The 12,949-nt window shown below is 50.9% G+C and carries 9 protein-coding genes and 1 pseudogene; all 10 read left to right on the top strand.

Annotated features, from left to right (window positions below; all coding sequences use genetic code 11):
• Nucleotide 1 precedes the first annotated feature (1 nt).
• The 10 genes and pseudogenes from PUN35_RS10960 (at nt 2) to yesZ (ending at nt 12,918) form a co-directional block, all read left to right on the top strand.
• Nucleotides 2-892 carry a carbohydrate ABC transporter permease gene (locus PUN35_RS10960; RefSeq protein WP_014479106.1) on the top strand — a complete coding sequence of 297 codons (891 nt, stop codon included), beginning with the start codon at nt 2-4 and terminating at the stop codon, nt 890-892.
• A 15-nt stretch (nt 893-907) separates the two neighbouring features.
• Nucleotides 908-1,942: a rhamnogalacturonyl hydrolase YesR gene (gene yesR, locus PUN35_RS10955; RefSeq protein WP_014479107.1), complete on the top strand. Its 1,035-nt coding sequence runs from the start codon at nt 908-910 to the stop codon at nt 1,940-1,942.
• A gap of 22 nt (nt 1,943-1,964) precedes the next feature.
• On the top strand, nt 1,965-4,250 hold the full coding sequence (gene yesS / locus PUN35_RS10950; RefSeq protein WP_014479108.1) for a transcriptional regulator YesS: 2,286 nt from the start codon (nt 1,965-1,967) through the stop codon (nt 4,248-4,250).
• Between the two features lie 13 nt (nt 4,251-4,263).
• Complete coding sequence (gene rhgT, locus PUN35_RS10945) at nt 4,264-4,962, top strand: rhamnogalacturonan acetylesterase (protein ID WP_031600252.1); 699 nt, start codon at nt 4,264-4,266, stop codon at nt 4,960-4,962.
• Nucleotides 4,955-5,617 (top strand): YesU family protein, encoded by a 663-nt coding sequence (locus PUN35_RS10940; RefSeq protein ID WP_014479110.1) that lies wholly within the window; start codon nt 4,955-4,957, stop codon nt 5,615-5,617. The genes rhgT and PUN35_RS10940 overlap by 8 nt, the downstream gene beginning before the upstream one ends.
• The gene (locus tag PUN35_RS10935; protein ID WP_033882027.1) at nt 5,614-6,240 is read left to right on the top strand and encodes a YesL family protein; all 627 of its coding nucleotides are present in this window, start codon (nt 5,614-5,616) and stop codon (nt 6,238-6,240) included. The genes PUN35_RS10940 and PUN35_RS10935 overlap by 4 nt, the downstream gene beginning before the upstream one ends.
• 120 nt (nt 6,241-6,360) lie before the next feature.
• Nucleotides 6,361-8,223: a rhamnogalacturonan lyase gene (rhgW, locus tag PUN35_RS10930; protein ID WP_072592510.1), complete on the top strand. Its 1,863-nt coding sequence runs from the start codon at nt 6,361-6,363 to the stop codon at nt 8,221-8,223.
• Between the two features lie 45 nt (nt 8,224-8,268).
• Nucleotides 8,269-10,107: a rhamnogalacturonan exolyase gene (rhgX, locus tag PUN35_RS10925; protein ID WP_049832635.1), complete on the top strand. Its 1,839-nt coding sequence runs from the start codon at nt 8,269-8,271 to the stop codon at nt 10,105-10,107.
• A 158-nt stretch (nt 10,108-10,265) separates the two neighbouring features.
• The gene (locus tag PUN35_RS10920) at nt 10,266-10,919 is read left to right on the top strand and encodes a rhamnogalacturonan acetylesterase (RefSeq protein WP_003233813.1); all 654 of its coding nucleotides are present in this window, start codon (nt 10,266-10,268) and stop codon (nt 10,917-10,919) included.
• Between the two features lie 7 nt (nt 10,920-10,926).
• Nucleotides 10,927-12,918 (top strand): annotated as a pseudogene (gene yesZ / locus PUN35_RS10915) (beta-galactosidase YesZ).
• The last annotated feature ends 31 nt before the right edge of the window (nt 12,919-12,949 follow it).

Below are 12,949 nucleotides of genomic sequence, written 5' to 3'. Positions count from 1 at the left end.
GATGGAGCCGGTCAACGAGCCTGTCAGAAAAGCCCCGGTTTTTGAAAGAAAAAAAGCCGGGCGCGTCAGTCCCAAACGCATACTGTTCCATGTTTTTACGGCAACGCTGGCGGTGTTGCTGCTGTACCCGGTCATTTGGCTGTTTGTCAGCTCGTTTAAAGAAAGCGCCAGTATTTTTACAACCTCACATTCTCTCATTCCAGACCCTTTTATTCTCAGTAACTATGCTGAAGGGTGGAAGGGTATCGCGGGACAGCCGTTTCTGACGTTTATTAAAAACTCGGCGATCATTGTCGGACTGTCAACAATCGGTGCCGTCCTGTCATCGGCTGTCATTGCGTACGGATTTGCGCGTATTCCGTTTAAGGGAAAAAAATTTTGGTTTGCGTGCATGATGGGGACGTTAATGCTGCCTCATGAAGTGTTGATGATTCCGCAGTATATTATGTTTGCGAAATTAGACTGGCTGAATTCCTTTAAACCAATTGTCGTTCCGCAATTTTTCGGGCATGCGTTTTTTATCTTTCTGATGATCCAGTTTATCCGGACGATTCCCGAGGAGCTGGATGAAGCCGCGCGAATCGACGGATGCGGGCGCTTTGCCTGCTTTTGGCGGATCATTCTCCCGCTGATTGCCCCCGCGCTTGCGACGTCTGCGATTTTCTCCTTCTATTGGAAGTGGGAGGAGCTGATTCAGCCGCTTTTGTATTTGAATAAGCCGGAGCTTTACCCTGTTTCACTTGCGCTGAAGCTTTTTCTCGATACAGAGTCGGCTTCGAACTGGGGCGCGATGTTTGCCATGTCAGCCGTCTCGTTATTGCCTGTGATTCTTGTATTCTTTTTGTTTCAGAAATATATCGTTCAGGGCATCAGTACGACCGGATTAAAATAAAAAGGAGTGTTGCAGATGGCACAGCTTATCTTTGATGAAGAAAAGGTGACGTCGGTTATTGACCGGATCGTGAAACGGACATTTCAGATGGATTTTGCGTGGGATTGGCCGGGCGGCGTCGCGTTTTACGGTGTGGCGGAGGCCTATGAAGCGACGGAAAACGAGGAATATATCAATCTGTTAAAAACGTGGGTGGATGAACAGCTGGAGGATGGGCTGCCGCCGCTTTCGATCAACGGAGTTTCCATTGGGCATACGCTTTTGTTCCTCCACAAGGTGACAGGTGATGACGTGTATTTGGAAACAGCGGCCGAGATGGCGGAATATGTGCTGCATAAGGCGCCGCGCTTTGGCGAGGGTATCCTTCAGCATACGGTGAATGCGGCAGAATACGTGTTTCCTGAGCAGGCATGGGCGGATACGCTGATGATGGCTGGGCTGTTTATGCTGAGAATCGGGCGGATCATGGAGCGTGAGGATTATTTTGAAGACGGCCTGCGCCAGTTTCACGGACATGAGGACGTGCTTCAGGACCCTGTCACGAATTTGTACTACCACGCCTGGGACAACAAAGCGCAAAATCATCTGTCGGGGATTTATTGGGGCAGGGCGAACGGCTGGGCGGCACTCACGATGGCAAAGGCGCTCCCCCTTATTGAGGTGACACATCCTTCCTTTATGATCATCGACGGATCGCTCAGAGACCAGCTGAGCGCGCTTGTCCGGCTTCAGGATGAATCAGGGCTGTGGCATACGATTTTGGATGATCCGGATTCTTATCTGGAGGTTTCGGCATCAGCCGGTATTGCTTCTGCTCTGATGTCGAGCGGAAAGCTGTATACAAAATATGTGCAGAAATCGCTTGCCGCCATTTTGGATGCGGTGGAAGAGGACGGACGGGTCAGCAAGGTATCGGCCGGGACAGCCGTCATGAAAAATGCCGAAGGATACAAACAGGTGCCTTACAAACGAATACAAGGATGGGGGCAGGGACTTGCGCTGACGTTTCTTGCTGATGTTTTGAAAACGAAAAAACGCGTGTATCAGTAAAGACAGTGGCGGGGGGAAAGGGATGAAAAAACAGCCTCAACAGAAGGAACGGGTTTCTCGCTGGAAGGGAACGTATTTCAAAAGAAACTTTGTCTTCATTTTGCTGATTGCCTGTATTCCCGGATTGCTGACTGGCGGCGCAATCTACTTTCTTTCGATCGACAAGGTGGAGAAAGAGCTGCAAAGGTCGCATGAAACACAGGTGGCGCGTGAGGTCAGCCGAATGGATGAGAAGCTGGGAGTGCTTGAACTGGCACTCACCCAGATGGCCTACGATTCTTCACTGATGAACGGATTGGCCGAGAGGGATTTGGAGAAAGACTTTACGTTCTCCTATCAATTAACGAAAAAGCTGTTTCTTTTGCGGGACCAGCAGCCGCTGATCGAGCAGGCCTCCATCTTTCTGAACAGCCCCCGGCCTCTTGTGCTGAGCCCTGAATACAGCGCTTTGACAGAACAGGAGGCGCTTCGCAAGTATCGCTCGCTGCTTTCCTCAGACCACAGCATTTATTGGAAACGGTCGGGAAACCAAGCGATGCTGATCCAGCTCATTCCGGGCGCGGCGGAGAAACCGTTCGGCGCGATCATGCTGGCGGTTGATCCGAAAGAAATGGAATCAATCCTGCAAAGCTTGTCCCCCTATCCTGATGGAAGTGCGCTGCTTTTAGATCAAAATCGAGAGGTGCTGTTTCATGAGGGAGAAAAAGATTTTAAAAAGACTTTACTTCAAGAGATAAAAAAACAGCCTGCTGAGAACGGCCATTTTCAGATGGAATGGGAAGGCAAGGTGTATTCTGTCTCCTTTGGAGAAATGAACCGGATGCATCAGCAATGGACCTTTGTGTCAGCGGCGCCTCTTTCAGCTATTACAGCGCCGATGGTGTTTTTATCAAAAGTGATCATCGTGATGCTGGTCATTTGCATCGGTTTGGCGGTATGCATGACATGGTATGCATCAAAAAAAATCTATCGTCCCATTCAGCATTTGCTTGGCTTGTTTACCGGAGGAGAGAAGAAAACATGGCAGGCGTCCGGGCAGGATGAATTCAAGTGGATTGAAAAGAGGTGGCAGGATCTATCCCTTGAAAGCCGGAAGCTCCAAGAGCAGCTCCTGCGGCAGACGCCCCATATGAAAAAGAGTTTTTTGCAGCACCTCTTGCAGGGGGATTTTTACTATGACAACGAGGACAGTCTCAGATCTCGGATGGAGGAGGCCGGCTGGAACATCGGCGAAAACGTGTTTCATGTGCTGGATCTACAGGTGACAGGGCTCCGCTGTGAAAAAAGCGTCTTCCGTGAAGGTGATGAACAGCTTGCCGTGTTTACCCTGACCAATCTGGCTGAGGAATTGGCGGATAAACGCGTTTTTCAGCTCTCCATACTTGATATCGGCCGGCTTTCTGTCACCGTTCTTGTAATGAAAACAAACAGCTCTGATCTGAAGGCGTATATAACGGAGCTGGCACGCCAATTTGGGGATGTAACCGGACTATGCCTGACCTCGACATTGAGCAGCAAAACGGAGCGTATCACGGAAATTCCTTCTTTATTTCAGAATGTGAAATGCGGCAAATCCCGCAGGAAGTTTGCTAACCGGGATCAGGTCATTGATTTGCAGGCCGACTTCCCTCAGGATGAGCAGTTCGCTCCTTATTACCCTTTTGAGCTGGAAAAACAAATTGTTCAGGCCATCCGGCTGGAAAGAAAACAGGAAGCCAAGGAACTGATAGATGGATGTATGAAGGAACTGGCGGAAAAGGCGGCCATAGACAGGCATGTGCATTCCGCCCTGATTCAGCTGTTTTCCCGCATTCAGGAGGATATTTTGCATTCCGGGCTCAATCCCAGCGAACTGTTTCAGCACCGGAATCCGTTTCTTGATATTTCAGAATTGCGCGAACCTAACGAAGCGGCGGCCTGGCTGATGGATGCAGTGGTGACGCCTTACCTTTCCAAGCTTGAGGGCAGAAAAAACAGACAGCAAAAGCAGCTGGCAGAACGTGTGATTGCGATGATTCACGAACAGTATATGGCGGACATTTCATTGGAAAGCTGTGCCGATGCGCTTGGCATGAATTCCTATACGTTAAGCAAGGCATTTAAGCAAGTGACCGGCATTAATTTTATCGATTATGTGACCCAGATCAGAATCGAAAAGGCGAAAGAACTGCTGGTCAATACGAATAAAAAAATTCATGATGTGTCTGAAGAAGTCGGCTATCGCCACAATTATTTCAATCGGATTTTTAAAAAACAGGTCGGCATGCCGCCGGGTGTCTTCAGGCAAATGTATCAGGAAACGCCGTGAAAGGAGAGAACATGTGATGAAGAAACCGATTCAAGTATTTTTAGCGGGGGATTCCACTGTGAGTGACTGCCCGCCTCATGAAGCGCCGATGGCGGGGTGGGGGCAGGTATTCGGGCAATTGTTTTCTGAAGGTGTGCTGGTCCGCAATCATGCCAAAGGAGGAGCGAGCACCAATTCTTTTGTGGAGGAAGGAAGGCTTCAAGCAATTGCCGAGCACATCACACAAGGCGATTATTTGTTGATTCAATTCGGCCACAATGACCAAAAACCGCGGGGGACGAAGCCGTACTCCACATTTCAGCAGTTTCTTACCTTGTTTGCAGATACGGCACGCGAAAAGGGCGCGCATCCTGTGTTCGTCACATCGGTGCAGCGCCGCCGCTTTGATGAAAACGGACGGATCGAGCATACGCTCGGTGAGTATCCCGATGCGATGAAAGCACTGGCGAAGGAGCTCGATGTACCTGTGATTGATCTGCTTGCGAAAACAAAGGTGCTGTATGAAGCATACGGGCCGGAGGAGTCGAAGCGATTGTTCATTTGGTTTCAGCCGAATGAACATCCGAATTACCCGGACGGCATTGAGGACAATACGCATTTTTCGGAAAAAGGTGCAATGGAGGTTGCGAAGCTTGTGGCAGAAGGCATTGAAGAGCTCGGACTTCCGCTTAAGGACCACCTTGTGAGCCGGGAGGGGAAAGAACATGTATAAGGAAGGCGCGTGCCTGTACCACAATCCGCTCCGGTCAGTTAGTGATGTAAAGGACTGGCGGATGGAGGGAGGCGGACAGATCTCATTTGACGATCACAGCTTGCACCTGTCACATGTCCAGGACGAAGCGCACTTTGTCTTTTGGTGTCCGGAAACCTTTCCAGACGGCATCATTGTGACATGGGACTTCTCTCCGATCGAGCAGCCTGGACTGTGTATGCTGTTTTTTGCCGCTGCGGGTATTCGCGGCGAGGATTTGTTTGACACAAGTCTCAGGAAAAGAACAGGAACATACCCTGAGTATCATTCAGGAGATATCAATGCCCTCCACCTGTCGTATTTCCGCAGAAAATACCCGGAGGAAAGAGCATTCCGCACCTGCAATTTAAGAAAAAGCCGCGGTTTCCACCTCGCCGAAATGGGGGCCGATCCGCTGCCTTCTCCAGACGACGCTGATTCTCCGTATCGTATGAAGCTGATCAAAGACAAAGGCTATGTGCACTTTTCAATCAATGGTCTGCCCATTCTTGAGTGGATGGACGACGGCAGCACTTATGGGCCTGTGTTAACAAAAGGAAAAATCGGGTTCCGGCAGATGGCCCCCATGAAAGCAGCTTACAGGGATTTTGCCGTGCATCAAGCGGTGAGAAGATGAAGACGACCCTAACGGACGCGCTTTATGCAGGCTGCGAAGCGGTGGTGAAAATAGCATGGCTCAACGGGCTGTGGCTGTTGTTTACACTTTTGGGCGGCGTTCTTTTCGGATGGGCGCCGAGCACAGCCGCGATGTGTGCCGTTATAAGGAAATGGCTGATGGGGCAAAAGGATGTCCCGATATTTCCGTTATTTCTCGATACCTATAAAAAAGAGTTTCTCAAGGTTAATGCGATCGGATTGGCGTTTTCGGCTCTTTTGCTCATATTGTCCGCGAACTATCATTATTTTTCTGCCAGTACGGATTGGCTGTCCTTTGCAGTAACAAGCTGCACGCTGCTTGCAGGGCTTTTGTATATCATCGCGCTGATGTATGTGTTTCCCCTTTATGTGCATTACCAGCTCCCGCTTCGCAAATATATTCCGCAGGCACTGCTGTTTGGCGCCATGAGGCCGCTGACAACCGGCTGTATGCTGATCGGGTGCGGATTTGTCCTTTATTTGCTGTATACGCTTCCTGGCCTGATCCCATTTTACGGCCCGTGTTTATTTGGGCTTGTTTTGATGTTTTTTGCTCTTAGGGGATTTCAAAAGACGGAGGCCCGGCATCATCAAGCCGGGTAACAAAAAAATGACAAATACGCAAAAAAGTGCAGTGTCCGAAATAGGCAGATGCAAAAAAGTGAAATTGAAGACAGCTCACACAGCGCATAAAATCCAATTTAAGTAAGCGCTTACATATAAATGAGAAGGAGCTGTCTGATGATTACACGAAGGAAACGCATGTTTACCGCTGTTACGTTGCTGGTCTTGTTGGTGATGGGAATCTCTGTATGTCCTGTGAAAGCTGAAGGGGCAGCGCGGCAGATGGAAGCGCTGAACCGGGGGATTGTAGCGGTCAAGACAGACGGGGGCATTTTTGTCAGCTGGCGGTTTCTTGGAACTGAAAACGCATCTGTTTTGTTCAATGTGTACAGAGACGGGCAAAAACTGAATGCTGCGCCTGTCAAAACCACGAACTATGTGGATAAAAACGGTTCGGCGGGCTCAACGTATACGGTTCGGGCTGTTGTAAACGGTACCGAACAGCCGGCTTCTGAAAAAGCCTCCGTATGGGCGCAGCCGTATCATTCCGTCCCGCTGGATAAACCGGCTGGCGGCACGACGCCAAAAGGTGAAGCTTACACGTACAGCGCTAATGACGCAAGTGTTGGCGATGTGGATGGTGACGGGCAATACGAGCTGATCCTGAAATGGGACCCGTCTAACTCAAAAGACAATTCACAGGATGGCTATACGGGTGACGTGCTAATTGACGCGTATAAACTGGATGGCACAAAGTTATGGCGGATCAATCTCGGCAAAAACATCAGAGCGGGCGCGCACTACACCCAGTTTATGGTGTATGACCTTGATGGTGACGGAAAAGCGGAAGTGGCAATGAAAACGGCAGACGGGACAAAAGACGGCACGGGCAAAGTAATTGGAAATGCCAATGCTGATTACAGAAATGAACAGGGGCGTGTGCTTTCAGGCCCTGAATATCTCACTGTGTTTCAAGGTTCAACCGGGGAAGAGCTTGTCACCGCAAATTTTGAACCGGCGCGCGGCAATGTGTCGGATTGGGGAGACAGCTACGGCAACCGTGTTGACCGTTTTCTCGCCGGCATTGCCTACCTTGATGGACAGCGGCCGAGCCTGATCATGACCAGAGGGTATTACGCTAAAACCATGCTAGTTGCCTATAACTTCAGGGATGGAAAGCTGTCAAAGCTTTGGACGCTGGACTCCTCAAAGTCAGGAAATGAAGCGTTTGCCGGACAGGGGAATCACAACCTGAGCATCGCGGACGTTGACGGGGATGGAAAAGATGAGATTATTTTCGGCTCAATGGCTGTTGATCATGACGGGAAAGGCATGTACTCGACCGGCTTAGGCCATGGGGATGCCCTCCATACAGGAGATCTTGATCCGGGCCGGCCGGGGCTTGAGGTGTTTCAAGTTCATGAGGACAAAAATGCAAAATACGGCTTATCTTTCCGGGATGCTGCAACCGGAAAAATCCTTTGGGGCGTTTATGCCGGCAAGGATGTAGGCCGGGGAATGGCTGCTGATATTGACCCGAGTTATCCGGGACAGGAAGTGTGGGCAAACGGTTCTCTCTACTCAGCGAAAGGGGTCAAAATCGGAAGCGGGGTTCCGTCCTCGACCAACTTCGGCATCTGGTGGGACGGCGATCTGCTCCGGGAACAGCTGGACAGCAACCGAATTGATAAGTGGGATTATCAAAACGGCGTATCGAAAAATGTGCTGACTGCATCAGGCGCAGCGGCTAACAACGGCACAAAAGCAACACCGGCGATTCAGGCTGATCTGCTCGGTGATTGGCGGGAGGAAGTGGTGTGGAGAACGGAGGACAGCAGTGCTCTTCGCATTTACACGACGACCATTCCGACTGAGCACAGGCTGTATACGCTGATGCACGATCCGGTGTACCGGCTTGGCATCGCCTGGCAAAATGTCGCCTATAACCAGCCGCCGCACACAAGCTTCTTTTTAGGAGACGGCATGGCGGAACAGCCAAAACCGAATATGTATACGCCTTAACTGAAAGGGGGAAGGAACGGGCTGCGTGCAGCCCGTTCCCATCAAATGAAACCAAAAAAGAGGCAAATGGAATACTTGACCAGAGGTTTGATTGCGGTAAAGACAGATCAGGGCGTGTTTGTCAGCTGGCGTTTTCTCGGCACGGACCATGAGACGACGGCTTTTCACCTTTATCGGGATGGAAAGCGGATCACCCGCGATCCAATCGCTGAAAGCACTAATTTTCTCGATCAAAACGGAACGGCTGACGCTGTTTATCAGGTGGCGGCCGTCAATAAGGGAAGGGAAGAAAAACTGTCCAAAGAAGCTCCAGTCTGGCGGGAAAATGTACTGGAGGTTCCGCTTGCCAAACCAGAAGGCGGTGTGACGCCGGATGGAAAGCCGTACACCTACAGCGCCAATGATGCCAGCGTCGGGGATGTGGACGGGGATGGAGAATATGAAATCATCCTGAAGTGGGACCCGTCCAATTCAAAAGACAACGCTCATGACGGGTATACAGGGGAGGTGCTCATAGATGCCTATAAACTGGACGGCACCTTTTTGTGGCGCATCAACCTTGGCAGAAACATCAGGGCAGGCGCTCATTACACGCAATTTATGGTGTATGACCTGGATGGTGACGGAAAAGCAGAAATAGCCATGAAAACAGCTGACGGCACAACAGACGGGAAAGGACATATCATCGGTGATGAGCATGCCGATTTTAGAAACGAACAGGGCAGAATTTTGTCCGGTCCGGAATATTTGACCGTGTTTAAAGGAGAAACCGGTGAGGAACTCACGACCGTGGAATATGAACCGCCCCGCGGCAAGCTGGAGGATTGGGGAGACGGCTATGGAAACAGGATGGACCGTTTTCTCGCCGGGATCGCTTATTTGGATGGGGAGCGGCCGAGCCTTGTTATGGCGCGCGGCTACTATACGAGAGCCGTGCTCGTGGCATACGATTTCAGAAACGGAAGGCTCAAAAAACGCTGGGTATTTGACTCCAACCATCCGGGACATGAAGCGTACGCAGGACAGGGGAACCACAGTTTAAGCGTGGCGGACGTCGACGGAGACGGAAAAGATGAAATCATATACGGCGCAATGGCTGTCGATCATGACGGAACCGGCCTGTACTCAACGGGGCTCGGGCACGGAGACGCGATGCATGTAGGGGATCTGGACCCGTCACGAAAAGGGCTTGAAGTGTTCCAGGTGTATGAGGACGCCACGAAGCCGTACGGACTGTCGCTGCGAGATGCCGGAACCGGTGAGATATTATGGGGCGTCCATGCTGGAACTGACGTTGGCCGGGGCATGGCGGCTCATATTGATCCAAGCTACAAAGGATCGCTCGTCTGGGGAATTGATCCGCCGGGCAATGATGGCATGTCGTATGGGCTTTTCACGAGCAAAGGCGAAAAAATCAGCGACAAAGCGCCCGCTTCAGCCAATTTCGCCATCTGGTGGGACGGTGATTTGGTCAGAGAACTGCTTGATCATGACTGGGACGGAACGATCGGCAGGCCAAAGATTGAAAAATGGGATGCTGAAAACGGCTGTCTGAAGACGGTATTTCAGCCGGCCGGCGTGCTGTCCAACAACGGCACGAAAGGAAACCCGGTTCTTCAGGCCAACCTGTTCGGAGACTGGCGGGAAGAAGTGATATGGAGAACGGAAGACAGCAGCGCGCTCCGTATCTATACAACGACACATCTCACCCGCCACCGCTTTTACACGCTGATGCATGATCCGGTTTACAGGCTCGGCATCGCCTGGCAGAATACCGCCTACAACCAGCCGCCGCACACGAGCTTTTACCTCGGAACGGGAATGAAAAAACCGCCGAAGCCCGCCCTGTACATAGCGGGAAGTAAAGCGGAGGCGCCGCTGTAGGAGGACTAAGGGATAAGACGCAAAGGCTGAACGCTACGACAAGATGTTTAACGAACGGGCAGGACGAACCAATGCTCAAGCGCTGTACGCACCGGTCTTTTTCAAGGGAAGAGCTATCCGTGATGGAAGCTGTATAAAAAACGAGGGGGAATGAAAAAATGGCAAATCATATTTATCTTGCCGGCGATTCGACTGTTCAAACGTATGGAGACAGCACAAATCAAGGGGGCTGGGGGCAGTTTCTCGGCTCGCATCTGCCGGAGCATATTCAAGTGATCAACAGAGCGATCGGGGGAAGAAGCTCGAAAACATTTGTGGAAGAGGGCAGGCTTCAGGCAATCCTTGATGTGATTGAGCCGGATGATTGGCTGTTCGTGCAGATGGGCCATAATGACGCGTCGAAAAATAAGCCGGAGCGCTACACCGAGCCCTATACTACTTATAAACAATATTTAAAGCAGTATATCGCAGGCGCACGGGAAAAAGGCGCCCATCCGCTTCTCATTACCCCCGTAGCCCGCTTTCATTACGAAAATGGCGTGTTTTTGAACGATTTTCCAGATTACTGCATTGCCATGAAGCAGACGGCTGAAGAGGAGAATGTCCAGCTCATTGATCTGATGGAGAAAAGCCTTGCTTTCTTTACTGAGAAGGGCGAGGAAAAAGTATACACCTATTTTATGATTTCAGAAGGGATTAACGATTACACGCATTTTACAAAAAAAGGCGCAAATGAAATGGCGAAACTTGTGGCAAAAGGCATAAAGGAGCTCGGCCTGCCATTGACAGAATCGATCATCAAAGAAAGGTGAAAATGGGATGAGAAAACTGTATCATGGCGCTTGCTATTATCCGGAATTATGGGATGAAGAGACGATTCAGGAGGACATTGACATCATGCGTGAAGTTGGCGTAAATGTTGTGCGGATCGGCGAATTTGCCTGGTCTGTCATGGAACCTGAAGAAGGAAAAATTGACGTCGGTTTTTTCAAAGAAATCATTGCCCGGCTGTATGAAAGCGGGATCGAAACGATTATGTGCACGCCGACGCCTACCCCGCCAATTTGGTTCTCACACGGCCGGCCCGAACGCATGCATGTCAATGAAAAAAGAGAGATCATGGGGCATGGCTCCCGTCAGCATGCCTGTACGAACAACCCGTATTTCCGAAAAAAAAACCGCCATCATCACCACAGCCATCGCCAAGGAGCTTGGCCGGCTCCCTGGGCTGATCGGATGGCAGCTAGACAATGAGTTTAAATGCCATGTTGCAGAATGTATGTGTGAGACATGTTTGCGCTTATGGCATGACTGGCTCAAAAATCGCTACGGGGTGATTGAGCGCTTGAATGAAGCTTGGGGAACCGATGTGTGGAGCGAAACCTATCAGACGTTTGAGCAAGTCCCGCAGCCGGGACCGGCCCCGTTTCTGCATCACGCTTCCCTAAGCACCATGTATCAGCTGTTTTCGATGGAGATGATCGCTTCGTTTGCGGATGAACAGGCCAAAATCATCCGCTGCTATTCAGATGCGCCGATCACGCATAACGGATCAGTCATGTTCAGCGTGGACAATGAGCGAATGTTTCAGAATCTCGATTTTGCCTCCTATGACACGTACGCTTCGCAGGAAAACGCCTCTGCCTTTTTATTGAACTGTGATTTATGGAGAAATTTGAAACAGGGGCGCCCGTTTTGGATTTTGGAAACGAGTCCGTCGTATGCCGCCTCGCTTGAAAGCTCCGCTTACCCGCACGCAGACGGGTATTTGCAGGCCGAAGCCGTATCGTCCTACGCCTTAGGAAGCCAGGGGTTTTGCTACTGGCTATGGCGACAGCAGCGTTCAGGCAGCGAGATTTCCCACGGTTCGGTTCTCAGTGCCTGGGGCGAACCCGCCATCGGCTACCAAAATGTACTGGCGGTTGAGCGGGCAAGAAAGGAATCGAGCCTATTATTCTATCGACTGAACCCGTTCAAGCCGAGGCGGCGATGACTTACTCTGACAGAGCAAAAGCATTTATTAAAACTGAGCCTCACCGGGGGCTCCGGCATCGTTCGCTTGTGACGCATTTTTATGAACGTATTCTCAACACGGGGATTCACCGTGACCTTATTCCGGAAGGCGCTCCGCTGGACGGCTACCGCTTGCTGTTTACGCCATTTGTGCCGTATTTGTCTGCTGAATTTATCAAAAAAGCTTCGGCATTCGCTGAAGCTGGCGGCATCTGGATCACCGGGCCGCTGACAGGAGGGCGCACATGCGAGCATACCATTCATACCGATTGCGGACTTGGCGAACTTGAGAAAACGTCAGGGATCAAAACACTTTTTACCTTTCCGATGAATGAGAACGTGAATACAGGAAAAGCGTTTGGCATCACGGCGCCGCTCGGACTATGGAGCACGGTGTTTGACACAGAGAGCGGAAACACCCTTGGTACGGTTGAAGCAGGACCGGGGGCGGGCCATGCTTTTCTGACGGAACGGAATTACGGCGAGGGGAAAATTGTCATGCTGGGCTCGCTTCCATCCGGGAAAGAAGGGGATGCGATGCTGGAAGCGCTCGTTAGGCATTACGCGGAGGAAGCTGTTATTTCCAGCCGGTCGGATGTTACGCCCGGCACAATCGTTGCCCCGCGCAAAGGCGATAACGGCCTTGTGTGGATCATCGTGAATATGGATGGAAAAGGAGGAAGTGTGACACTGCCGGAAGCGGGAACAGATCTGTTGACGCACCGCTTGGAAAAGGCGGGGAGGCTGGCGGTCGGACCGCATGAATACCGTGTGATTCAATTTGACAATCACAGCTGATTCTTTGCATCGAATCAGCTTTTTTCTATGG

Source organism: Bacillus sp. N3378-2at, assembly GCF_033412715.1.
Lineage (GTDB): Bacteria > Bacillota > Bacilli > Bacillales > Bacillaceae > Bacillus > Bacillus subtilis.
This window is presented reverse-complemented; position numbering and strand designations above follow the sequence as displayed.

Bases quoted from the DNA above. Each gene is read 5' to 3' on its own strand.
- PUN35_RS10935 (WP_033882027.1), top strand. From the start codon at position 5,614: ATGAAGACGACCCTAACGGACGCGCTTTATGCAGGCTGCGAAGCGGTG.
- PUN35_RS10960 (WP_014479106.1), top strand. From the start codon at position 2: ATGGAGCCGGTCAACGAGCCTGTCAGAAAAGCCCCGGTTTTTGAAAGA.
- yesS (WP_014479108.1), top strand. From the start codon at position 1,965: ATGAAAAAACAGCCTCAACAGAAGGAACGGGTTTCTCGCTGGAAGGGA.
- rhgW (WP_072592510.1), top strand. From the start codon at position 6,361: ATGAGAAGGAGCTGTCTGATGATTACACGAAGGAAACGCATGTTTACC.
- PUN35_RS10920 (WP_003233813.1), top strand. From the start codon at position 10,266: ATGGCAAATCATATTTATCTTGCCGGCGATTCGACTGTTCAAACGTAT.
- rhgX (WP_049832635.1), top strand. From the start codon at position 8,269: ATGAAACCAAAAAAGAGGCAAATGGAATACTTGACCAGAGGTTTGATT.
- PUN35_RS10940 (WP_014479110.1), top strand. From the start codon at position 4,955: ATGTATAAGGAAGGCGCGTGCCTGTACCACAATCCGCTCCGGTCAGTT.
- yesR (WP_014479107.1), top strand. From the start codon at position 908: ATGGCACAGCTTATCTTTGATGAAGAAAAGGTGACGTCGGTTATTGAC.